The organism is Actinomadura sp. 6N118, assembly GCF_044326415.1.
In the GTDB taxonomy this organism is placed as follows: Bacteria; Actinomycetota; Actinomycetes; order Streptosporangiales; family Streptosporangiaceae; genus Spirillospora.
The window spans coordinates 448986-471173 of the sequence record NZ_JBIRAZ010000007.1 but is presented as its reverse complement, the minus strand read 5'-3'; the positions used below and the strand labels follow the sequence as shown (position 1 = coordinate 471173).

Genomic DNA, 22188 nt, shown 5'->3' with positions numbered 1-22188 from the left:
GGACGCCTGGACGTCCGTAGCAAGACGCTACATGGATAACGCAGGTGATGCCAACGGGATTCCCGGGGGCCAGAAAAGTGACGCCCCGGTGGGCGACGAGCTAGTCGCGCCCACCGGGGCTGACCGGCAGGGTCGGGCCGGTCCGGACGGCAGAGCCTCCCCCGAGACGAGGCTCTGGTCTCATCACGGCGACTGAGTCCGCAACCCCCCGAGCGGTGTCTCAGTCACCTATAAAGACGTCCGGAACCATCAGGTAGGTTGCGACCGAAATGTAAAGAGATCACAAAGCCGCAACGATCAGCGAACTGAGCGTGGGATCTGGTCGTTGGAGGCCAGGAAGCGCTGGACCAGGGCAGCGGCGTTGACCTTGCCCTCCACGGCGATCGCGAAGGCGTAATCGGCGCGCGAGCCCACGAACCACGAGACGGTCTTGCCGTTGGTGGTGACGGTGGCGGTGATGCCGGACACCGCGTTCGGGCCGATATTGGCGGCCTTGGCCGTACCGCGGGTGACAGAGGAGCGAAGCATGGACTCGAGCTCCTGGGCAGCGGCGGCCGCGAGCAGCTGGCCGGTGACGCCGGTCTGCGTGTCGCGGGGGTTCGTCAGCATGAACGCGGGGCGCCAGGCGCCGTTCGAGCCGGCGCTGGCGGCCAGGGCCATGGCCAGCGGGCTGACCTCCACGCCGCCCTCGCCGATCATCACCGCGGCCTTCTCGGCGTCGTTTCGGGGGGTGGGCACGAAGCCGGTGAACGCCGGGACCGACATGCCCCAGTCCTTGCCGATCCCGAACCTGCCGGCGGCCGCGAGAAGCGCCGATGCGTCCAGGCGGCTGCTGAGGGAGGCGAGCGTGGTGGTGCAGGAGAGGGCGAAGTTCATGTCGAACCTGTCCTTGCCGCGCGCCTGGGTCGGGTTGGTGAACGTGCGGCCCCCCACCTGGACCGATGCCGGGCAGTCGGTCTGGGCGTCCCTGGTCAAGCCGCTGTTGAGCAACGCCTCCGCACCGACCATGCCGAAGGTGAGCCCAGGCGGGTAACGCCCCTCGAGGGCCCTGTTCTGGCCGTTCGTGCGGTGGTTGGCGACGGCCTGGACGGCGCCGCTGGCGGGACTGACGACGGCCATTGAGGCCGGGTACGGCAGGGCGGCGAGCGCCCAGTCCGCCCGCCTCTGAACCTCGGACCTCAGCGTCGTCTGGACGGGCTCCGAGCGGGTCCCGAGCCAGGAGCGCAGTTCCTCGACGCTGCGGCCCACCTCGTCCTGGGCGATCACCTTGACGGTGGGGGTGCCGGCGAGCCGGCGCTGCAGGAGCAATTGCAGGCCGCTGACGCCGATCGTGTCGCCCGGCTGATACGGGGCGCCGACCTGCTGAAGCCGGTCGTTGGTGGCCGGGCCGAGCTTGCCGACGAACTCGGGTGCGGCGGCCGGGTCGATCGGCGCGCTGGTGGCTTTGGTCTGCAGCCCGGGGACCTGGCTGAGCTGCTGGCCGATGCCGTTCGTGGACGGCTCCTCGACTGTCAGCAGCGGGAGGAACTTCTCCGGCGGGGCGGACCGGATGCGGCCCACGAGCCGCTGGGTGTCGAGAGTGCGGGTGCCGTTGAACCGCAACGACTTGACCATCTCCTGGATGGTCTTCTGCGGGTCGGTCAGCTCGCCGGGGACGACCCCGATGACCTGCGCCGGTACGGTGCGCAGCAGGGACTTGCCGTCCGCGGCCAGGATGGGGCTGCGCTGGGGCGTCTGGGAGACCACAGCGAGCCGCTGACCGGCCTTGAGCCGCGGGTGGATGATCGACGGATCCCAGACGACCTTCCACTTGCCCTTGATCCGCTTGAGCTTCATCACGCCCGTGTAGGTCCAGGGCTCGCCGTTCTCACCCAGGTCGATCTTGACCGCGAAGCGGGCCTGGGCCTCCTCGCCGTTCTTGACGATCGCCTTGCCGGGCTTCTTGCCCTCCGGAACGGGCTGGCCCAGCGCCAGCTTCATCGAGGCCGCGTCAAGCTGGTTGCGCAGCCCGGCAAGGGCACGCGCGACCTGGTCCTGGCCGGCGCCGACCGTGTGCTTGGCGGCGGCGTCGTAGTTCTCGACCTGCCAGGCGACGAGGAAGTCGCGCACGGTCGGCATCGCCGACCGCTCGGCGAAGCAGGCGGAGGTACCGGCGCCCACCAGCACCACGCAGGACGTCACCGAGATCACCCGGCGCCGCACCGTCACCACGCCCTTGCGGCCTCGGTTGCTCATGGACACCCTTCACCGTCTCCTGAACCGGGCCGCGTTCGCACGCTGCATCTCCCGGTCGGCTTCCCGCTTCGCGATGGCCTGGCGCTTGTCGTACGACTTCTTACCACGGGCCAGGCCGATTTCGACCTTGGCCTTCCCGTCCTTGAAGTACAGCGCCAGCGGGATCAGCGTCCAACCCGGCTCCTGCGACTTTACGACGATCTTCTGGATCTCGCGCTTGTGCAGCAGCAACTTGCGCGGACGCTTTTCAGCGTGGTTGGTCCAGGTGCCCTGCACGTACTGCGGGATGTGCACGTTCTCGAGCCACACCTCGCCGTCCCGCACGTTGGCATAGCCGTCGACGAGCGAGGCCCGCCCGGCGCGCAGCGCCTTCACCTCGGTGCCGAGCAGCACCATGCCCGCTTCCCACGTGTCGTCGATGTGGTAGTCGTAACGGGCACGCTTGTTCTGGGCGATGTTCCTACGCCCTGTCTCACGTGGCACGAAATCAGCCTCGGTCTCTATTCATTGCGCCGCCATTCGTCGCGCCGCCCGAGCCCGCCTCCGGCAGCGTCGCGAGCAGCCCCCGCAACACCGCCTGAGCCCGCTGCTCGGCCGCTTTGGGCGGGCGGTCGGCGGAGACCGCCACGTCCGGGTCGATCCCGACCCCGTCGAGGTTACGACCGCTGGGGGTTCGATAGCGACCCACGGTCAGCTCGATCGCCGAGCCGTCCGCCAGCCGGATCGGTTCCTGCACCGAACCCTTCCCGAACGTACGCGATCCTACGATCACCGCGCGATCACGGTCGCTCAGGGAGCCCGCGACCACCTCGGCCGCGCTCGCCGTGCCCGCGTCCACCAGCACGACCAGCGGCGTCCGGGTGTCGCCTGGCTGCGTCACGTTCATCTTCTCGGCTGGACGGCCCTTCCGCTCGTACGTCACGACGAGGCCTTCAGGCAGGAACGCCGACGCCGTCTCGACCGCCTCCCGCAGCAGCCCGCCCGGGTTGCCGCGCAGGTCGAGCAGGACTCCGCCGCGGCGCCGGGCGGGCGTCTCGGCGAGGGCGCCGCGCACCTGGCCGCCAACCCCGTCGGTGAACGCGCCGACACGGATGACCTGCATGTCGTCGTCGAGGGGCGCCACGGACACATCACCGCTGGTCACGGTCGTACGGACGAGGGTGAACCGGAACTCCCGGCGGTCCCGGTCGACGGCCAGCCGCACGCTGGAGTCGGGGGCTCCGCGGAGCCCCATCGCGACCTTGGTGACGTTCCAGCCCTCGACCTGGTCATCCCCGATGCGGGTGATCACGTCGCCGACCCGTACGCCCGCGCGGGCCGCGGCTGAGCCGGGCTGGACGCTGGCCACCCGGACGCGCTTGTCCGTCGCCTCCCCGTCGTCTGCGGCGCCCAGCCAGAGCCCGACGCCGCTGTAACGGCCGGTGAGCCGGCCGCGGAAGTCGTCGTACTCCCGAGCCGAGTAGTAACGGGCCCACTTGTCGCCGAGGCGCCTCAGCATGGCGTCGATCGCGGCGCGATCGAGCTCATCCCGGTCGACCGGCTGGGCCGACTCCTGGCCGATCTTCGCAGCCACCTCGTCCAGCAGGGATCGCCCGGCGGGCACGGCCCGCTCCTGGGCCCCGCCACCGGAGATCACTCCGACGGCGTACGCGCAGATGACGGCGACGGCCACGGCGGCTGCACGCAGCAAACGACCGCTGAACCGGAACATGCGGCCAAGTCTAGACACCGCCGTACCCCTAGGGGTCCAGCCCGCAAGCACACGCATCGACCGACGAACGCGGGCCCGGCAGACGCCGTCAGATATGCAGGTAGCGGCGTCAGATGCGCAGGTAGCGGCGGAGGGTGAGGAACGAGGCGAAGGCGCAGAGCAGCACGCCGAAGCAGATCGTGGCGATGATCACCAGGAGCACGGTGCCCCAGTTGAGCTGGCTCGCGAACCCGATGTTGCCGGCCAGCCGGTCGATCAGCAGCACCTTGCTGCCGACGAGCAGGAACGCGGAGAACAGCCCGCCGATCAGGCCCGCGATCGCGCCCTCCATGATGAAGGGCAGCTGGATATAGGTGTTGGACGCGCCGACGAGCCGCATGATCCCGGTCTCCCGCCGGCGGTTGAACGCCGACAGCCGGACCGTGTTGGCCACCAGCAGCACCGCGGCGACCACCTGGATGAGCGCGATCATCAGCGCGGCCCACTGCAGACCACCGAGGATCTTGAAGAACTTCTTCAGGATCTCCTGCTCGTTGATGACCTGGTCGATGCCATCACGGCCCAGCACGGACTGCGAGACCTGCTTGTACTGCGCCGGGTCCTTCAGCCGGATCCGGAACGAGTCGGGAATGTCACCCGACTTGGCGCTCTGCACGAAGCCCGGCGTGCTGGCGAAGCGGTCCTTGAACCGCGCGTACGCCTGCTCCTTGCTCTCGTACTCGACCTTGGCCACCTGCGGCAGCTTTTTGAGGTCGGCCTCGAGCGCGGCGCGCTGCTGCGGGGTGATGTCCTGCTTGTTGCAGTTGGTGTTGGAGCTCGTCTTGGCGCACAGGAAGATCGAGACCTCGATCTTGTCGTACCAGTAGCCCTTGGAGGATTCGACCTGAGTCCTGAGCAGCAGACCGGTGCCCAAGAGCGCCATGGCGATGGCGACGGTGATGACGAGGGAGATCGTCATCGTGAGGTTCCGGCGGAGACCAATCCAGATCTCCTGAAGAACGAACTGTGCGCGCATGCCTCGCTGTCCTTGATCGCCTGTGCCCCGACTGGAGCGTGGAAACGGGGGGCCGGCCTTAGTAGGCCTGGCCGTACACGCCGCGCGACTGGTCGCGGACGACCCTGCCGTCCTCCAGTTCGACGACGCGCTTGCGGAACGCGTCGACGATCGCGGCGTCGTGCGTCGCCATCACCACGGTCGTTCCGGTGCGGTTGATCCGGTCGAGGACCTTCATGATGCCGATCGAGGTCGCCGGGTCGATGTTCCCGGTCGGCTCGTCGGCCAGCAGGATCATCGGCCGGTTGACGAACGCGCGCGCGATGGCGACGCGCTGCTGCTCTCCGCCGGACAACTCGTCCGGCATTCGGTTGGCCTTGCCCTCGAGCCCGACGAGGTCGATGACCTCGGGCACGACCTTGCCGATGAAACGCCGCGGCTTGCCGATCACCTCGAGGGCGAACGCGACGTTCTCGAAGACGTTCTTGTTGGGGAGAAGCCGGAAGTCCTGGAAGACACAACCGATCCGGCGCCGCAGGTGCGGCACCTTCCAGTTGGTCAACCGGCTGAGGTCCTTGCCCGCCACATGCACGTGACCCTGGGTAGGACGCTCCTCCTTGAGGACGAGGCGCAGGAAGGTCGACTTGCCGGAACCAGACGGACCCACCAGGAACAGGAACTCGCCCTTTTCGATGGCGACGTTCACGTGCTGGAGGGCAGGCCGGTTCTGGGTCTTGTAGACCTTGGTGACGTTGTCGAAGTGGATCACGGCTGCATCACGGCGGTTCAGTCTAGGGGTCTGAGAACGGTGACGCCGGGAACCCCGGACGGATCCGGGATGGGAGCGACTCCGCTGCGCCGCCCGGCCGGGTGACCAGGTGGCTTCCGAGCACTATAGAGGGGACGGTCAACTGCCTCGGCCAATATGAGGCCGTCTGCGGGCGCCGGAAGCGCCACCGGGCACGGGGTATCGGCCCCGAAGAAACGAGCGCCTTCCATACCACTGACTCCCGACGTACGCCGGTTCGTGCCCTTTGAGCTCTTGGACTTGCCGGAACGACCATACAGTCCGGCTACGCTGGATGATGGCGAATTGCACGGAGATAGGGGCCCACTAGATGAGCTGCGAACACCTGATGTGCGCTCGATGCTCGGGCCCGGTGGTCGAAGGACGGTGCCCGACCTGCCGGATCGCTCGTGACGAGATGCACCGCCACGGACCGTCCGTGCCACCGGCCCTGATCCTGGCCGGCCTGGTGGCGCTCTTCTTCGTGGCGCTCGTACTACAACGCGTCACCGGCTGACACGTCCGAGGCTTACGCGTCACCGGCTGACACGTCCCCGGCTGACACCCTCGTTTATTTGGGGGGCGGGGTGGTGGCGCGGGCAAGGGCGCCGGCTTCCCCGATCACGTCCGCCTTGGGCTGGAACTTGCCTTCTCCACTCACCTTGACCGGGTCGAAGGCGGCGAACTGAAAGATGTCGGTCGTGTGGATCTCGGTGCCCTTGACGGTGCCGTCCAGCAGATGCGCGACATCGGGCGGGATGGGGGGCTTGCTCTTGTCCTTCTCCTTGCCCGTGATGATGCTGTTGCGCGAGAGCGCGTAGAGCACCAGGCCGCTGCCGTTCTGAGTGCGCAGAGGGAAGAAGGGGAAGGGCGTGGCCACGAAGACCGCTTCCAGGGAAAGGCCGTGCTCCCTGGCCTTCCGGCGGTCCTTGCGGGTCTGCGAGTAGTAGCCGGTGGTGAACGGCCCGCCCCTCATGACCTTGGCGGCCACGCTGTCGGGGCCCTCGGCGGCGAGCGTGGCCTGGATGCCGGGGAGCGCCCTCGGCTGGATCAACACCGAGGCCTCGGTCGTGGCCAGCGGGGTCGCGTAGCCCTCCGCGTCCACGGCGACCTTGGGCGCGCGGGCCTTGGGCGCGAGCTGGGTGGCCAGGCTCAGCTTCCAGCCCTCGACGGGGTTGCGGCGGACGAACGCCAGGTAGGTCTCGCGGGTGCTCTTCTTGTCACCCTTGACGTTGCGGGGCACCTGGGCCACGAACCAGTGGGGATAGGACGTGAGCTTCGGCACGTACAGCTTCGGGGTGCCGTACTCGTACTCCCGGACCGGGTCGCCGTCGAACGCCGCCTTGCGGTATTCGGAGGCGGTCAGCATGGACTGGCCGTCGGTGACCCAGTTCAGCGCCAGGCGTTCGTCGCCCGCCGCCCTGGCGACGTTGTCGTCGATGGTGAACGTGCGGAACTGGCGTTCGGCGACCTGGGGGGTGAGCGGCTCGGGAGTCGGCGTCGCGGTCGTGATCGTGGCCTTGGACGGCTTGGCCGTGGACTTCTCGCCACCGGCACAGCCGGCGACGGCGAGCGGCACGGCCAGCAGCAGCGCCGCCGCCGTCCGCGAGACCCTCAGCACCCGCCCTCGCCCCCTGGCTTCTCCAAATCACACCTCGCTGACCCGTGATTCTGCCATCAGCCGGGGTATGACTGGGCGTTCGGGCACTACCGGGACGACGATAAGCTCGACCTGTGGCAGGCATCGAACCCGAAGAACAGCTCAAGGAGCTCGGCTCGACCCTCGCCGGCATCGAACAGGTGCTGGATCTCGACGGCATGCGGCGTGACATCGCCGAGCTGCGCGAGCAGTCGGCCGACCCTGACCTGTGGAACGACCAGGAGCGCGCCCAGTCGGTGACGCGCCGCCTGTCGTACCTCGAAAGCGAGCTGGGCAGGGTCGAGGGGCTGCGGCGCCGGCTCGACGACCTCCCCACGCTCTACGAGATGGCCGCCGAAGAGGGCGACGAGGACACCCGCAAGGAGGCCGACGACGAGCTCGGATCGTTGCTCAAGGCGATCCAGCAGCTCGAGGTCCGGACCCTCATGTCGGGCGAGTACGACGCGCGTGAGGCGCTGGTCACCATCAACGCCCAGGCGGGCGGGGTCGACGCGGCCGACTGGGCCGAGCAGCTGCAGCGGATGTACCTGCGCTGGGCCGAACGCCACGGCTACCCGACCGAGATCTACGAGACGTCCTTCGCCGAAGAGGCCGGGATCAAGTCGACCACGTTCACGGTCAAGGCCCCCTACGCCTACGGGACGCTGCGCGGCGAGCACGGCACGCACCGGCTGGTGCGCATCTCGCCGTTCGACAACCAGGGGCGCCGCCAGACGTCGTTCGCCGGCCTGGACGTGGTCCCGGTCGTGGAGCAGAGCGACCACGTCGAGATCGACGAGAGCGAACTGCGGATCGACGTCTACCGGTCCTCCGGGCCCGGTGGGCAGGGCGTCAACACCACCGACTCGGCGGTGCGGATCACCCACATCCCGAGCGGCATCGTGGTCTCCTGCCAGAACGAGCGCAGCCAGCTGCAAAACAAGGCCACCGCGATGAACGTGCTCCAGGCCAAGCTGCTGGAGCGCAAGCGGCAGGAGGAGGCCGACAAGATGTCCGCCCTCCGTGGTGAGGGCACCAGCAGCTGGGGCACACAGATCCGCAACTACGTCCTGCACCCCTACCAGATCGTCAAGGACCTGCGCACGGGTGTGGAGGTCGGCAACCCGACCTCGGTCCTGGACGGCGACATCGACGACTTCATCGAGGCCGAGATCCGCTGGATGCGCCAGCAGGAGACCGCGAGCTCCTAACCGCCCGTTCGAGGGACGTCCCACGCACGTTCCGTTCCCTGTGAGCACGCCGTAGCGCTCATTCCGCATTCGCTGCGTGACCATGTGGTCACCCTGCGATGATGGAGGCGGAACGCACCATCGCCTTCTTTCTCGAGGTCCGCCAATGCCCGTGTGCAACCTCGCCCTCCCGCCGCCGCAGATGCCGGCGCCGCTCGCGGCGTCACGCTCGGCTCGCATTTCACACCCGAGCCCGTCCTGGTCTACGCTCTGTGGATCATCGACGGCGGCGCGCTGGTCCGGTACGTCGTGCGGCGGAACGAGGCGTACTCCTCGTCCAAGCGGGGCAGGCTGGCAGTGACCGGTGATCTCGTCGGGCTCGCCCCGGCTTCGGCCGTCACAACGCACCTGGATACGGTCGTACTGGTGCAGGAGCTGGCTGCCGTTCCGCGCGAAGGCAAAGCCAGGGTCACCGGGATGTACCACAAGGCCATCTCGGCCGCGGGTTCCTGATCTCCGTCGGGTGCCGGGGCGGTTCCGCTCTTCCTGACCGCTGCAGCGGGATCGTTCCGGCACCCTTCGGGCCTACCCGGTCTCCCCGCCGCCCTCCGCACTACACTGACGCGGCATACTTCCGAATCGTCCGCCGAGGTGGGGAATTGCTCCGACTGGTGCTCGCCGCCGGAGGTGCGCTCGCCGTGCTCGCCGCGGCCTGCTCGGCCGACCCCGAGGTCCCGGCGGCCCGGGCTGCCGATCCCGCCGAGAAGCCCGTGGTCACCGCGGACGAGGCGGGCCGGATCCTCAAGGACTGGACCGCCCGGCACAACAAGGCGGTCACGTCCGGGGACGAACGGCTCTGGCGGGCCGCGGTCACCGGCGGCCTGGAGGCCCCGGTCAGCGCCCGCGTCCGCACGTACGGCCGCCTCCCCGCCTCAACGCGCATCACCCTGCTCAACCCGGTCCTGTACGTACCGAGGCAGACCGGCGGAACCGCGAAGTGGTTCGCGGTCGCCGCGCTGCAGCGGTCCGGCGGCAAGGAACAGCAGGTCCTCGCGCTCTTCGTCCGTTCGACCGACAAGGATCTGTGGCGGGCCGCCCACTGGCTCACGTTCAAGGGCAAGCCGCCCGAGCTGGCGTACGACGCGGAGGGTTACGCCATCCCGGCCCCCGACCGGGGTCTCCCCGCCGCCCACGCGGCCTTCCTGACCTCAGGCGACCGTGCGGCCTTCACGCCCGACGCCTACACCATGGGGGCCCGCACCCCCTCATACGGCAACTGGAAGGCCGACGCCGGCCGTATCGCGCCGGGCCCCGGCACCTCCTGGGCCCTCCGCACCAAGGACGGCGGCTCGCTGGTCTGGTACGGCCTCACCCAGCAGCGCACGCTCACCGGCGGGACCGAGCAGTCCCTGCCCGCTGACGTCCGCAACTACCTGGCCCGCGCCAAGACCAAGCCCGGCGGTACCGTCCGGGCCGGCTGGCAGTGGCTGGCCATCGGCTACGCCCCGGCGACCGGCAAGAGCACCGTCCTAGGCGAATCGGTCTCCCTGACCACCGCCCGCTGACCAGCCCACCGCAGCCGCCCGCTGAATTACGCCTCTGTGCTGGGAAGGGCGCTGGCTGTGACCAGGGTGCGGATGGAGCCCAGGGCGACCGACAGGGTGGCCAGGTCGAAGCTGTCGCTCTCCCAGATCTCGGTGAGGGTCTGCTGGGCGCGCAGGACGGCGGTCTCGTTCTTCTGGACCCAGTTGGCCAGGCGTTCCTCCGGCTGGGCACCGGGCATGCTGGCGACCAGCACGTCACGGGTGAGGGCCGCGTGCGCCGCGTACAGGTCGTCGCGGAGCGCGGAACGGGCCATCGAGCGCCAGCGGTCGTCGCGCGGGAGCGCGATGATGCGCTCGCGCAGGCGGCTGAGCTGGAGCCGGTCGGCCAGGTCGAAGTAGACCTCGGCGACCTCCTCCACGGCACGCCCGGTCTCGTGCGCGACGCTGACCAGGTCGAACGTGGAGTAGGCGGGCACCATCATCGCGGCCCGCTCGGCCAGCTCGTCCGGCACGCCGCGTTCGGCGAAACCGTCCCGGCGCTGCTCGAAGCCGTCCAGGTCGAGGCCCACGAGGAGCTTGGGCAACTGCGCGCCGAGGGTGTAGGCGCTGGCGACGAAGAAGTCGATCGTGTCGCGGATGTCGAACGGGGGCCGCCGGTTGTGGAGCAGCCAGCGGGCACCGCGCTCGGTGAGCTTGCGCGCCTCCAGCAACATCGCGATCTGGGTCGACTCGTCCACCTGGTACGACAGGGCCTCGATCGACTGCCAGAAGCGCGGCATGTCGAAGACCTCGCGGGCGACCAGGTAGGCCCGTGTCACGTCCTGCGGCGAGGCCCCGGTCTCCTCGTTCATGCGGAACATGAACGTGATGCCGCTGTTGTTGATCACGTCGTTCACCACGGTGGTGGTGATGATCTCCCGGCGCAGCGGGTGCCGGTCCATGTACTCGCGGAAGCGGTCCCGCAGCGGGGTCGGGAAGTAGTCGACCAGCCAGGACCGCAGGTACGGGTCGTCGGTCAGGTCGGAGACGACGAGGTCCTCGTCCAAGGTGAGCTTGGCGTAGGCCAGCAGCACCGAGAACTCCGGCCCGGTCAGGCCGTGGCCGGACTGGCGGCGTTCGGCCAGCGCCTTGTCGTCGGGCAGGGACTCCAGCCGCCGCTTGAGCCGCCCGGCCCGTTCCAGCTTGCGCATGTAGCGGGCGTGGACGTGCAGCATGGAGGGCGCCTGGGCCCGGGCCCCCGCGAGCGTCGCGTTCTGCCCGTAGTTGTCGCGGAGCACGAGGTCGGCGACCTCGTCGGTCATCTCGTACAGCAGGTGGTCGCGCTGCTTGCGGGTCAGCTCGCCGTCCCGGACCACCTGGTCCAGCAGGATCTTGATGTTGACCTCGTGGTCGGAGGTGTCGACCCCGGCCGAGTTGTCGATGAAGTCGGTGTTGACCAGGCCGCCCTGGCGGGCGAACTCGATGCGGCCGAGCTGGGTGACGCCGAGGTTGCCGCCCTCGCCGATCACCTTGCAGCGCAGGTCGGCGCCGTTCACCCGGACCTGGTCGTTGGCCTTGTCACCGACGTCGGCGTTGTTCTCGACCAGGCCCTTGACGTAGGTGCCGATGCCGCCGTTCCAGAGCAGGTCGACGGGCGCGAGGAGCGCGGCGTAGATCAGCTCGAACGGGGTCATCGCCAGCACGTCGCCGTCGATGCCGAGGGCCGCCCGGATCTCCGGCGTGAGCTTGATCGACTTCAGGGTGCGCGGGAAGATCCCGCCGCCCTTGGACAGCAGCTCGGTGTTGTAGTCGGCCCACGAGCTGCGCGCCAGCTGGAACATGCGCTTGCGTTCCTGGAACGACACCGCCGGGTCGGGGTCCGGGTCGATGAAGATGTGCCGGTGGTCGAACGCGGCGACCAGCTTGATGTGCTCGCTGAGGAGCATCCCGTTGCCGAAGACGTCACCGGACATGTCGCCGATGCCGACGACCGTGAAGTCCTCCTTTTGGATGTCCTTGCCGAGCGACCGGAAGAGGTACTTCACCGACTCCCAGGCGCCGCGCGCGGTGATCCCCATCGCCTTGTGGTCGTAGCCGATCGAGCCGCCGGAGGCGAACGCGTCGCCGAGCCAGAAGCCGTACGAGGCGGCCACCTCGTTGGCGATGTCAGAGAACGTCGCGGTGCCCTTGTCAGCGGCGACCACCAGGTAGGTGTCGTCGCCGTCGTGCCGGACGACATTGGGCGGCGGCACGACCTTGCCGTCGACCAGGTTGTCGGTCACGTCGAGCAGGCCGGAGATGAAGTGCTTGTAGCAGGCGATGCCCGCCTGCATGAACGCCTCGCGGTCGACGGACGGATCGGGCAGCTGCTTGCCGACGAAGCCGCCCTTGGCACCGGCCGGAACGATGACGGTGTTCTTGACCGCCTGCGCCTTGGCGAGCCCGAGGATCTCGGTGCGGAAGTCCTCGCGCCGGTCCGACCAGCGCAGACCGCCGCGGGCCACGGCACCGAACCGCAGGTGCACACCCTCGACCGTGGGCGAGTAGACGAAGATCTCGTACTTGGGCCGGGGCAGCGGCAGGTCCGGGATGCGCTCGGGGTCGAACTTCAGTGACAGGTACGGCTTGCGCTGGTAGTGGTTGGTGCGCAGCGTCGCCTTGATCATCGACAGGTAGGCGCGCAGGATGCGGTCCTCGTCGAGGCTGGCGACCTCGTCGAGCTTGCCGGCCAGCACCTCGGCGATCGCCATGCTGCGTTCGTCCTCGCCGCCCGCCAGCGACGGGTCCAGCCGGCTCTCCCAGAGCCGGATCAGCAGCCGGGTGATCGCGGCGTTCCCGAGCAGCACCTGCTCGATGTAGCGCTTGCTGAACGTGGTGCGCGTCTGCCGCAGGTAGAGCGCGTACGCGCGCAGCACCATCGCCTGCCGCCAGTTGAGGCCGACGTGGAGCACCAGGGCGTTGAAACCGTCGTTCTCGATGTCGCCCCGCCAGAGCGCGTTGAACGCGTCCTGGAACAGCTCCTTGATGTCGTCTTCGGCCACGCCCGCCGGCGGCGTGTAACGCAGGCCCAGGTCATAGATCCAGAAGGAGCGGCCCGGGTCGCTCGTGTTGATCTCGTACGGGCGTTCGTCGACGACCTCGACGCCCATGTTGGTCAGCAGCGGCAGCACCCGGGAGAGCGAGATCGGCGGGCCCAGCCGGTAGATCTTGAGGCGGCGCTCACCCGGCTCGGCGCTGAACGGCTCGTACAGGTTGATGGACGTCTCGCCGTCGGTGGCGAGCTTGTCCAGCCGCTTGAGGTCGGCGACCGCCGTGCGCGCCGGGAAGTCGGCCTTGTAGCCCTCCGGGAATGCGTCGCCGTAGCGGCGGGCCAGCACGCCCGAACGTTCCTCGCCGCACTGCTCGACGATCGCGTCGGCCAGGTCGTCCTCCCACGAACGGGTCGCGGCGGCCAGCCGGGCCTCCAGCTCGTCGACATCCACGTCCGGCAGCGGGCGGCCGCGCTCGCCGCGCACGACCACGTGCAGCCTGGCGAGCATCGACTCCGTCACGTTCGCGCTGTAGTCGACGTTGACACCCTCGAACGCGCGGCGCAAGATCTCCTGGATGCGCAGCCGGACCTTGGTCGTGTAGCGGTCGCGCGGCAGGTAGACCATGCACGACATGTAGCGGCCGTACAGGTCTTTGCGCAGGAACAGCTTGAGCTGCCGGCGCTCGCGCAGCCGCAGCACGCCCAAGGCGATCGGCAGCAGGTCGTCGACGGAGATCTGGAAGAGCTCGTCGCGCGGGTAGCTCTCCAGTATCTCGATGAGATCCTGGCCGTCGTAGCTGTCGGCGGTGAACCCGGCGAGCTCCAGGACCTCGTCCAGCTGGCGCTTGAGGACCGGGACGTGCATGATCGACCCGCTGTAGGCCCCGTGCGTGAGCAGGCCGAGGAAGCGGCGCTCGCCGACCACCTCGCCGTTCCCGTCGAACTTCTTCACCCCGATGTAGTCGAGGTAGAGCGGCCGGTGCACCGTGGACCGCGAGTTGGCCTTGGTGAGCACCAGCAGGTGCTTTTCGGTGGCCTTCTCCCGCACCTCGGGGGGCAGCGCGGCGAAGCTGTCGGACTCACGCTTGTCACCGCGCAGGATGCCGAGGCCGGTGCCCGGCTCGGGGCGCAGGACCGTGCCCTCCTCGGTGAGCGTGTAGTCGCGGTAGCCGAGGAACGTGAAGTGCCCGTCGGACAACCAATCGAGCAGCTCGACGCCCTCAGCAAGCTCCTTTTCGGGCAGTGGCGGCGCGGTGTCCCGGATCTCCAGCGCGATCTCGCCGGCTCGGGAGCGCATCTTCGGCTCGTCCTCGACCGCGACCCGAACGTCCTGCAGGACCCGCAGCAGATCCCGCTCGACCTGCTCCAGGCGGGCGCGGTCACTCGTGCGGTCGACCTCGATGTGGATCCAGGACTCGTCGATGTCGGTGTCGCTGTCGAGCTTGCCCCGGAAGGCCTTCATGTGGCCCGCGACATCCCGGTCGACGCCGAGCAGCGGGTGCACGACCAGATGGGCGGCCAGCTCGTGCCGGTTCAGCTCCATCGTCACGCTGTCGACGAGGAAGGGCATGTCATCGGTCACGACCTGGACGATCGTGTGCCCGGGATCCCAGCCGAACTCCTCCAGCGTGGGGGTGAAGACCCGGACCTTGGCACGGCCCTGCGGCCGTTCCTCACCCAGCACCCGGTGCGCCATGGCGGGACCGCAGATGTCGGCCGGGTCCCGCGAGAGCAGGTCCTCGGCCGCGACGTGCCGGTAGTACAACCGAAGGTACGCGACCGTCTCCTCAAGGTCACCACCACGGGCGCCGGCCCCCTGCGCCCACGTCTCCGCCGCCCGCCGGAGCAGGTCGTCCTTAGCCTGATCGAGCTTGCCGCCCATCAATAACTCCCCTTGAGACCCTTCGCCACCTCTTTGTGGCGCCGCTCACTGCGCCAGCGTAGCCAGGAATCGCCGCAAAGCCGACCGGCGGGGCCGCGACTCAGCCGTGGCATCGCTCAGCCGACCTTCCAGCCGGTGGTTTCGTCATCATCCTGGCCGTTTTCCCGCCCGATCCGATCATCGTCCTCAAGCCCGATCGGCACGTGTCCTCAGGCTCTGTCGGTTCGTCGATCAGGGTCGGTTCGTCGCTCAGGCCGACCCGCCCGTTCCCGAGCCCGGCGATACCTGGCCGGAGCCGGGCGGGGTCGCGGGCCCAGAGGCCGTACGCGTCGCCTGCCTGGAGGCCGTACGCGTCGCTTTCCCGCTGCCGCCCTCGGTCCCGGTACCAGTGCCGCCGCCGCCCGGACCGCTCGGCGGCGTCGTCGGCGGGGTGGTCGGGGGCGTCGTCGGCGGAGTCGTCGGAGGCGTGGTGGGGGGCGTCGTGGGAGGCGTGGTCGGCGGGGTGGTGGGAGGCGTCGTCGGCGGGGTGGTCGGCGCCGTCGGCTCGGTCCGGGTGGGCGACGGGTTGGTGGTGCGCGTCGACTGCTGCGGGCGTGGCACCGACTTGGACGGCTGGTCATTGGGCAGGCCGGAGTCGCCGGGCATGTCGGCCGGGACGTTGTCGGCGGGGTTGCTCGCCGGGTTGGCCGGGCTCTCGCCACCGCCGAGCGCGAGGGCGACCGAGGTGACCGCGACCGCGATCAGGACGGCCGCGACGGCGCACAGGGCGGCGGCCTTGGCGGGGATCTTGCGCAATGCCTGCGGGCCGGGGCGCTTGGCCGCGGCTCCCCCGCCTCCGCCGAGCGAGCCCGGGACGGTCTCCCCGCCGAGAGTGCCCGCGTTCTCCGCGATGAACTCGGCGGGTGTCGGCAGGCGCTCAGCCCGGTACTCCGGCTGTCCGTCTGACAGGTAGTCCGGCTGGTGCTCTGACGCGTAGTCCGGCTGGCGCTCGGCCTCGATGCCACCGGGCACGTCCGCGACGGCCCGTACGGCCTGGGTTTCGGTGGGCTCCGCCACGGCAGCGGCGGCCTGCGCCGGTCCGTCCTCCTCGCCGAGCTCGGCAGCCACAACGCTGCCCACGGCCAAGATCGCCGTGCCGTCGTCCTCCACAGCGGCGTCGACGACGACCGGGGTGGCGGCGGTGACATCCTCGTGGCCGAGCAACCGCATCAGCACGTGCCGCGCCTGCGGGCGGGCGGCCGGATCCTTGCTGAGGCAGTCGCTCACCAGCTCGCGGAGCGGGCCCTCCAGGGGCCCCAGCCGGGGCTCGTGGTGCAGGATCCGGTTGATCACGGCGGGAATGGTGTCCTGGCCGAACGGGGCCTCGCCGGTCGCCGCGAACACCAGGGTGGCCGCCCAGCAGAACACGTCCGCGGCGGTGCCGATCTCGTCGCCTTGGAGCTGTTCGGGCGCCATGTACGAGGGGGTGCCGATGACCTTGCTGGTCAGCGTGGTGGAGCCGCTGATGGCCCGGGCCACGCCAAAGTCGATCACGCGCGGGCCGTCCGGGCCGATGAGCACGTTGTGCGGCTTGAAGTCGCGGTGGATGATCTTTGCCTGGTGGATGGCGGACAACGCGGTCGCGGTGCCGACGGCCAGGCGTTCGAGGGAGGCGCCGCTGAGCGGGCCCTCCCGGGTCACCAGCTGGTTGAGCGACGGGCCGGGCACGTACTCGCTGACGATGTAGGGACGTTCGCCGTCCGCGTCGGCGTCGATGACCTGCGCGGTGCAGAACGGCGCGACGCGTTTGGCGACCGCGAGCTCCCGCAGGAACCGCGCCCGCGCCTTGTCGTCGGAAGTGAGCTCCGCGTGGAGGAGCTTGACGGCGACGCGCTTGCCGTCCTCCGCCTCGCCCAGGAAGACGGTGCCCTGACCGCCCTCGCCGACGCGGCCTATCAGGGCGTACGACCCCAGTCGCTCCGGATCCCCGGATCGCAGCGCCCCAACCTCCATGCGCGGAACAGCCCCTCTCTCGACTTGATCGCACCAACCGGACCACAGTCCGAAACGGCGCAGACCGACCTTCCGTCTGTGGGACGCCCCAAACGCAGGGAAAGTTGACCCGACTTGGCGACCCTACGGTGTGATCTGCCCGGGCCGCTCCCTCTCCAGCCACATTTGGCGCAGAGGGACACCCTAGTCCCGAACACCCCTTCCGCGATACCGCAATCAAACGGCCATAACCCGCGAATCCGCAGGCAGGGACGGGTTTTTCGCGAGTTTCATGCGTGTGATTCTGCCGGAACGGGTAGATCGTCGCCTAACGATCTTCGTTGTGAGGAGGTAAGACAGGCATGTCCATCCCGTTAAAGACCGCCTGCTGCGCGACCACGGTCGCGTTGGCCCTGGCTCCGAGCATGACCGAGGCTGCCGAAGTCACCCCAGCTGACAAGATCCGGACCCCGGCCACACCGGCCGAGGGCGGGCAACTACCGTCCCAGGCCGACCTACAGCCAGCCCAGGACACCAGCCAGGCCGACATCGCCAAGGCACCCAGCCGGGCACCGGCCCAGAGCGCCGGCCAGAACAAGACGGCCCCGGCAGCGGCCCAGAGCGCTGGCCAGAACAACGCGGCCCAGGCATCCAGCCAGGAGAGCACGGCCCAAGCGCCCAACCAGGAGAGCGCCGCCCATACATCGGGCCAGGAGAGCGCCGAGCAGGGACCCAGCCAGCAGACAAGGGCCCCAACGCGCCAGAGCGCAGCCGTCCGGGCGTTCAGCCAGTTCGCCATAGCGCAGGACTTCGCCCAGTTAGGCGTCGCGCAAGCATCAAACCAGGGGCACGTGGCGCGGGCTGGCCAGCGGGGGCAGATCGCAGGCGGGCCTCCCGTCGCACAGCACCCAGACCACCCCGCAGGGCCGACGGACAGTAGGCAGGGCGGCACACACCTGAGCAAAACCATGACCCTGACAGCGATGCAACAGGCCGTGCACGAGAAGCGTGCGCGGATGGAGGCCCAGTGGCAACGCCGAGCCGACCGCGCCGTCAGGTTCGCGCTCAAGCAGCGCGGCCGCCCGTACGTCTACGGCGACACCGGCCGCCGCGGCTTCGACTGCTCCGGACTCGTCCAGCAGGCCTGGCGCCACGCCGGGGTCTCCGTGCCCCGCGTGGCGGCCACCCAGTACAGGAAGATCCGCAACCGGGTAGCACGCAACAAACTACGGCCCGGCGACCTGGTCTTCTTCCATGGGCTCGGCCACGTCGGGCTCTACCTCGGCAAGTCGCGGTTCATCCATGCGCCGAGCACAGGACGCCGGGTGAGCATCGAACGGCTGAACGGCCACTACCGCAGGAGCTACGTCGGGGCCGCGCGTCCCGCCTGGAAGCCCCTGCCGGCAATCCCAACACGCATCCACTGAATCTGGCTGAACGTGCGCCGGTCGGACCCGGCTCACGTTCAGCCAGAATGACACCATGACCACACTCGACGGGCGCCGCGTCTACACCCGCGCCGACCTGATGGAGGCGCACGGCCTCGGCCGCAGCACCCTGGAGAAGTGGTACCGGGAACGCGCCGCCAACGGCCACCCTGAGCCCGCCGGAACGGTCGGCTCCCAGCTCACCTGGGACGCCGAGGTCTGGGACCGCTGGTACGCATCCCGCGACAAGGGCGTCCCACCAGGCCTGGTCACCCGCGACGACCTGACCGCCAAGCACGGCCTGTCACGGCACACCCTCAAGAAGCTCTGGGCCGACCGCGCCGAGAACGGCCATCCCGAACCCGCCCACCAGGTGGGCAAGGCCCTCTACTGGAACGAGTCCGAGTGGCTCACCTGGTACGAGTCGTACACCCAGAGCCCCGCCGAGGACCCCGACGACCTGGTCACCCTCGCTGAGGCCGCCCGCATCCTGGGTCTGGCCCAGTCAAGCGCCACCGTCTACGCCAAACGCCCGCCCGCCGGCTGGCCCGAACCCGCCGAAGAACAACCCCTAGGAGGCGGCCGAGTCCGCCGCCTCTACCGCCGCCGCGACATAGAGACCTACGCCGCCACCAAACCCCGCACCCCATAAAGGCAAGGCCCCTCGCTCCGCTCGGGACTGGCCTTATCGGGGCTCCCGCCCCAAGCCCCAAGCTGGGGCTCCGCCCCAGAGCCCACCCCTTCAAAATCCACGTCGCACAATCAGCGCCAGCCGCCGCGGTGATGCTTGCGCCGAGGAGAGGCTGGTGATCACGTACACGGTTTCGCGGGTGCGCTTGCCGGTCTTGACGCTCCTGGAGTGACCGGTGATGCGCGCGACCTGCCGAGCGTGTGGAAAGCCCAGGGCATCCATGGTCAGCACCTTGATCACCCGGGTGTCGCGGCGGCCGTCATTTCGGTGCGAGAGCGTCGAGCAGAGCGAGCAGGGTGCGGCCGGTGGGTGTGGCAATGCCGTGGCGGGCGCCGAGCCGCACCACCGGGCCGATCAGACCGTCGTGTTCCAGGGTGCGGCCTGCCTGCCGGTCCTGGAGCATCGAGGTCGGTGCGGTCGGCGGAAGCGATCGCAGCCAGTCAAGCGTGGCATCGGCGTCCTCCTCGGTGAGGGCCGCCCCTTCGGCGCGGGCCACGGCCACGGTCTCCCGGAGCATCTCCCGGGCGAGGTCAGCGATGCCGGGCTCGTGCAGTACCTCCACGCGCCGTCCGGTCAGCGCCGTCAATGGATTGGCGGTGACATTGATCAGCAGTTTGGCCCACGCCACCGTGACGAAGTCCGACTGGTTCTCCACCGGCACGGCGGCGCCCGTGAACAGGGCCGCCGCCGCCTGCCCGACCTCGTCGGCGGGCATGACCAGCCCACGGCCAGTGGCCCGGGCATGCACCCGGCCGGGGCCGGTGCGTTCCACGTTCAGGTACACCAGCGTCGGCACCACCTCGGCCTCGGTCAGCGGGCCTAGCCGGTCTCGATGGTCCACGCCGTTCTGCGCTGCGAGCAGAACGCTGCCCGGCTCAGCGAGGGCCTTCAGCCAGTGGACCGTGGCCGCGGTGTGCTGCAGCTTGGTGGCCAGCACGAGCCACCGGAACGGTGGGAGATCGGCCGGGGCCTCCGCCCAGTTGACCGGGTAACTGCGGGCGCCCTGGTCATCGGTGATGCTGACCGAGTCCAGCCGCGTCCGCCCGCAGATCGTGACCGGATGACCGGCCTCGGCGAGATATCCGGCAAGCATCGTGCCCACCGCGCCCGCCCCGACAATCGCCACCGAATCGGCCATCATCAGCCCCCTCGTTAGACAGCATCGTCCGCTGCCAGTCTTGACCTTGGACGATCGGTAGGCAAAACCCAGCCCCTCCTCGGCGCAAGAATCACCGCGGCGGCTGGCGCTGATCGTGCGCGGCCGCTGGGCATCGAAGTCCTGCACCACGTCCGCGACGTCGGACACGACAGCATCGCCGCCGCCCGCCGCGAAATGTCATACGACGCCTTCACCGCCCCTTCTCGGCGTCCCCGCGTGACCAGCACGAACATCGCCCATCACCGACTTTGCAATGGCCGTGCGAAAAGGACGGTGGCGTATGGTGAGACAGTGATCACCAACATAGGTACGGCCATGCTTTATGTTTCCGATCAAGAGGAATCTCTCAGGTTCTACAGGGACCTGCTGGGCTTCTCGGTCGTCACGGATCAGGACATGGGCGAAGGTGCCCGTTGGCTGGAAGTGGCACCGCCCGACGGCACTACGACCATTGCGCTGCATGACGCTGCCCGGGAGGGCAAGGAGCCTGGCGAAGGTGCCTATCTGACGTTCGCGTGCGACGACGTCGCAGCAACCGTCAACGAACTGCGCAACCGGGGGGCGGAGGTATCCGATCCTGACGTGCAAGCGTGGGGCACCTTTGCCTTCGTCAATGGGCCCGACGGGCACAAGGTCCAGATCCACAAGAAGTGAAGCCGCTGACCGTGGATCGGTATTTCGCATGACACCCCCGATCCACGAGTCTTGACTATTCCTCATGAACTTGGCTCAGGGGTCACTGAACACCATGCGTTGCCCGCGTGCGGTGTCCATGTATTCGCGTACGCGGTGGATGAGCCCGCCGCGTAGTTCGAAGACGAAGCAGTAGTCATTGACGTAGGTGTTTCCGTTCGCCAGCGTCGCGCTCATCGTCTCTTCCACGATCACGCGGTCGCCATCTGCGTAGAAGCCGTGGAAGGTGATGGCCACGTCTCGTGCGAAGAGCCGGGGAAAGTCGTCGGCGATGAAGGTGGCGATCGCCTCCCTGCCGATCATGTGGCTGGGAACGTCAAGGGCGACAGCGGTGGCGTTGCCTGGCGGGGCCAGCCACTCGGCATCCTCGGTGAAGAAAGCCGATATCTGATCGGCGTCATGGTGGGCGAAGGCCTGCCACGCGCTTTGGACGACATCCCGGTTCGCTTGTGTCACGCAGGCGACGCTAGGCGGAGCTCAAGGTGCGTGGCTGGCGGAAATGCGACCTCACCGCGCACGTCGATGGTGGCGAACGGCGACCCGGGCCGCGGGCGAGTGCCGCGCCTCGATAGATCTCGCCGAGCGTGCCGCCGAAGACGACGGCGCCGGGATTGAAGATTGATCAGATTGACCACGCCGATCCCGAGCCAGTCGCCGACCCGGTCCAGGGCCTTGCGGGCGGCAGCGTCACCGTCCTCAGCCGCCTCCACGATGGCTCGCACGCCGACGCGGCCGGCAGCACCAGCGACGGCCCGCCCGCCCCTGAGGCCCCCTCGTGCACCAGACCTGCCGCCGTGAGCTGCGTGGTCAGCGCCAGGATCGTGCTGCGGTTCGGGCCCAGCCGGTTTGCCAGCGCCGTGCGCGAGATCGGGCCGGTCAGATGCACCTGCCGAAGAACCGCCCCGAGATGGTGTCTGCGGAGTGCCGCCTTTCACCGCACTAATGGTGTCACATGTTGAGAACACTGCCCGGATCGACGGAATGTTCTCACTGCGTGCGCTACTGCGAATGATTCGGAATCATAGATGGAGATCCCGTCAGCTGTACAACGTCGAGCGCGAGTAGACCTGCGATTCGAAACCATCTGCTGGGCTTGCTGCGCCCCCTGGGCAGGCAGCCACAAAGAGCCACTTTGCAACAACTTTACGATTCAAGGGGATTGTGGGCACGGATGCCTCTTGCGACACTGAATGCGCTGTCCGTACCGGTCGAACGGGGTTCCGCAACGTAAGGCTGACTCTGTGTCACGAAATGT

18 protein-coding genes are annotated in these 22188 nt (G+C 68.8%); 7 read left to right on the top strand and 11 right to left on the bottom strand.

Annotated elements, in window-relative coordinates:
- Nucleotides 1-297: 297 nt before the first annotated feature.
- From ACH34W_RS21070 to ftsE, 5 genes are all read right to left on the bottom strand, one after another.
- Nucleotides 298-2235, bottom strand: coding sequence for a penicillin-binding transpeptidase domain-containing protein (locus tag ACH34W_RS21070; protein ID WP_395962628.1), 1938 nt, complete (start codon nucleotides 2233-2235; stop codon nucleotides 298-300).
- Nucleotides 2236-2244: 9 nt separating this feature from the next.
- Entirely contained in the window at nucleotides 2245-2718 is a 474-nt protein-coding gene (gene smpB / locus ACH34W_RS21065) for an SsrA-binding protein SmpB (RefSeq protein ID WP_151558223.1), read from the bottom strand.
- Nucleotides 2719-2722: 4 nt separating this feature from the next.
- On the bottom strand, nucleotides 2723-3946 hold the full coding sequence (locus ACH34W_RS21060) for a S41 family peptidase (RefSeq protein ID WP_395962627.1): 1224 nt from the start codon (nucleotides 3944-3946) through the stop codon (nucleotides 2723-2725).
- A gap of 109 nt (nucleotides 3947-4055) precedes the next feature.
- On the bottom strand, nucleotides 4056-4961 hold the full coding sequence (gene ftsX, locus ACH34W_RS21055; protein WP_395962626.1) for a permease-like cell division protein FtsX: 906 nt from the start codon (nucleotides 4959-4961) through the stop codon (nucleotides 4056-4058).
- A 58-nt stretch (nucleotides 4962-5019) separates the two neighbouring features.
- On the bottom strand, nucleotides 5020-5709 hold the full coding sequence (gene ftsE, locus ACH34W_RS21050) for a cell division ATP-binding protein FtsE (RefSeq protein WP_344546665.1): 690 nt from the start codon (nucleotides 5707-5709) through the stop codon (nucleotides 5020-5022).
- Between the two features lie 391 nt (nucleotides 5710-6100).
- Here ftsE and ACH34W_RS21045 point away from each other — a divergent pair, with 391 nt between their 5' ends.
- Entirely contained in the window at nucleotides 6101-6244 is a 144-nt protein-coding gene (locus ACH34W_RS21045; RefSeq protein WP_395962625.1) for a hypothetical protein, read from the top strand.
- A 54-nt stretch (nucleotides 6245-6298) separates the two neighbouring features.
- Here the strand turns inward: ACH34W_RS21045 and ACH34W_RS21040 are convergent, their stop codons facing one another.
- Nucleotides 6299-7348 (bottom strand): hypothetical protein, encoded by a 1050-nt coding sequence (locus tag ACH34W_RS21040; protein ID WP_395962624.1) that lies wholly within the window; start codon nucleotides 7346-7348, stop codon nucleotides 6299-6301.
- A 113-nt stretch (nucleotides 7349-7461) separates the two neighbouring features.
- Between ACH34W_RS21040 and prfB the strand changes: the two genes are divergently transcribed.
- From prfB to ACH34W_RS21025, 3 genes are all read left to right on the top strand, one after another.
- Entirely contained in the window at nucleotides 7462-8577 is a 1116-nt protein-coding gene (gene prfB / locus ACH34W_RS21035) for a peptide chain release factor 2 (protein WP_395962622.1), read from the top strand.
- A 153-nt stretch (nucleotides 8578-8730) separates the two neighbouring features.
- Nucleotides 8731-9069: a hypothetical protein gene (locus tag ACH34W_RS21030; RefSeq protein WP_395962621.1), complete on the top strand. Its 339-nt coding sequence runs from the start codon at nucleotides 8731-8733 to the stop codon at nucleotides 9067-9069.
- A gap of 146 nt (nucleotides 9070-9215) precedes the next feature.
- Entirely contained in the window at nucleotides 9216-10121 is a 906-nt protein-coding gene (locus ACH34W_RS21025) for a hypothetical protein (RefSeq protein WP_395962620.1), read from the top strand.
- 26 nt (nucleotides 10122-10147) lie between these two features.
- Here ACH34W_RS21025 and ACH34W_RS21020 read toward each other — a convergent pair whose 3' ends face one another.
- Both ACH34W_RS21020 and ACH34W_RS21015 read right to left on the bottom strand, forming a co-directional pair.
- Nucleotides 10148-14992, bottom strand: a complete 4845-nt coding sequence (locus ACH34W_RS21020) for an NAD-glutamate dehydrogenase (protein ID WP_395962619.1) — start codon at nucleotides 14990-14992, stop codon at nucleotides 10148-10150.
- A 249-nt stretch (nucleotides 14993-15241) separates the two neighbouring features.
- A complete protein-coding gene (locus tag ACH34W_RS21015; protein ID WP_395962618.1) occupies nucleotides 15242-16984 on the bottom strand; it encodes a serine/threonine-protein kinase in 1743 nt (580 codons plus the stop codon).
- Nucleotides 16985-17325: 341 nt separating this feature from the next.
- Here ACH34W_RS21015 and ACH34W_RS21010 point away from each other — a divergent pair, with 341 nt between their 5' ends.
- Entirely contained in the window at nucleotides 17326-18390 is a 1065-nt protein-coding gene (locus ACH34W_RS21010; RefSeq protein WP_395962617.1) for an NlpC/P60 family protein, read from the top strand.
- A 55-nt stretch (nucleotides 18391-18445) separates the two neighbouring features.
- Entirely contained in the window at nucleotides 18446-19042 is a 597-nt protein-coding gene (locus ACH34W_RS21005) for a hypothetical protein (RefSeq protein ID WP_395962616.1), read from the top strand.
- Between the two features lie 90 nt (nucleotides 19043-19132).
- On the opposite strand, the gene ACH34W_RS21000 is transcribed toward ACH34W_RS21005, so the two are convergent.
- Both ACH34W_RS21000 and ACH34W_RS20995 read right to left on the bottom strand, forming a co-directional pair.
- Nucleotides 19133-19321, bottom strand: a complete 189-nt coding sequence (locus ACH34W_RS21000) for a hypothetical protein (protein ID WP_395962615.1) — start codon at nucleotides 19319-19321, stop codon at nucleotides 19133-19135.
- Nucleotides 19322-19340: 19 nt separating this feature from the next.
- On the bottom strand, nucleotides 19341-20222 hold the full coding sequence (locus ACH34W_RS20995) for a 2-dehydropantoate 2-reductase (RefSeq protein WP_395962614.1): 882 nt from the start codon (nucleotides 20220-20222) through the stop codon (nucleotides 19341-19343).
- 309 nt (nucleotides 20223-20531) lie between these two features.
- Here ACH34W_RS20995 and ACH34W_RS20990 point away from each other — a divergent pair, with 309 nt between their 5' ends.
- Nucleotides 20532-20894 (top strand): VOC family protein, encoded by a 363-nt coding sequence (locus tag ACH34W_RS20990; protein ID WP_395962613.1) that lies wholly within the window; start codon nucleotides 20532-20534, stop codon nucleotides 20892-20894.
- A gap of 75 nt (nucleotides 20895-20969) precedes the next feature.
- Here ACH34W_RS20990 and ACH34W_RS20985 read toward each other — a convergent pair whose 3' ends face one another.
- On the bottom strand, nucleotides 20970-21389 hold the full coding sequence (locus ACH34W_RS20985) for a nuclear transport factor 2 family protein (protein WP_395962612.1): 420 nt from the start codon (nucleotides 21387-21389) through the stop codon (nucleotides 20970-20972).
- Nucleotides 21390-22188: the final 799 nt, after the last annotated feature.

Bases quoted from the DNA above. Each gene is read 5' to 3' on its own strand.
- ACH34W_RS21070 (WP_395962628.1), bottom strand. From the start codon at position 2,235: ATGAGCAACCGAGGCCGCAAGGGCGTGGTGACGGTGCGGCGCCGGGTG.
- ACH34W_RS21060 (WP_395962627.1), bottom strand. From the start codon at position 3,946: ATGTTCCGGTTCAGCGGTCGTTTGCTGCGTGCAGCCGCCGTGGCCGTC.
- ftsX (WP_395962626.1), bottom strand. From the start codon at position 4,961: ATGCGCGCACAGTTCGTTCTTCAGGAGATCTGGATTGGTCTCCGCCGG.
- ACH34W_RS21020 (WP_395962619.1), bottom strand. From the start codon at position 14,992: ATGGGCGGCAAGCTCGATCAGGCTAAGGACGACCTGCTCCGGCGGGCG.
- ACH34W_RS21015 (WP_395962618.1), bottom strand. From the start codon at position 16,984: ATGGAGGTTGGGGCGCTGCGATCCGGGGATCCGGAGCGACTGGGGTCG.
- ACH34W_RS21010 (WP_395962617.1), top strand. From the start codon at position 17,326: ATGTCCATCCCGTTAAAGACCGCCTGCTGCGCGACCACGGTCGCGTTG.
- ACH34W_RS21005 (WP_395962616.1), top strand. From the start codon at position 18,446: ATGACCACACTCGACGGGCGCCGCGTCTACACCCGCGCCGACCTGATG.
- ACH34W_RS20995 (WP_395962614.1), bottom strand. From the start codon at position 20,222: ATGATGGCCGATTCGGTGGCGATTGTCGGGGCGGGCGCGGTGGGCACG.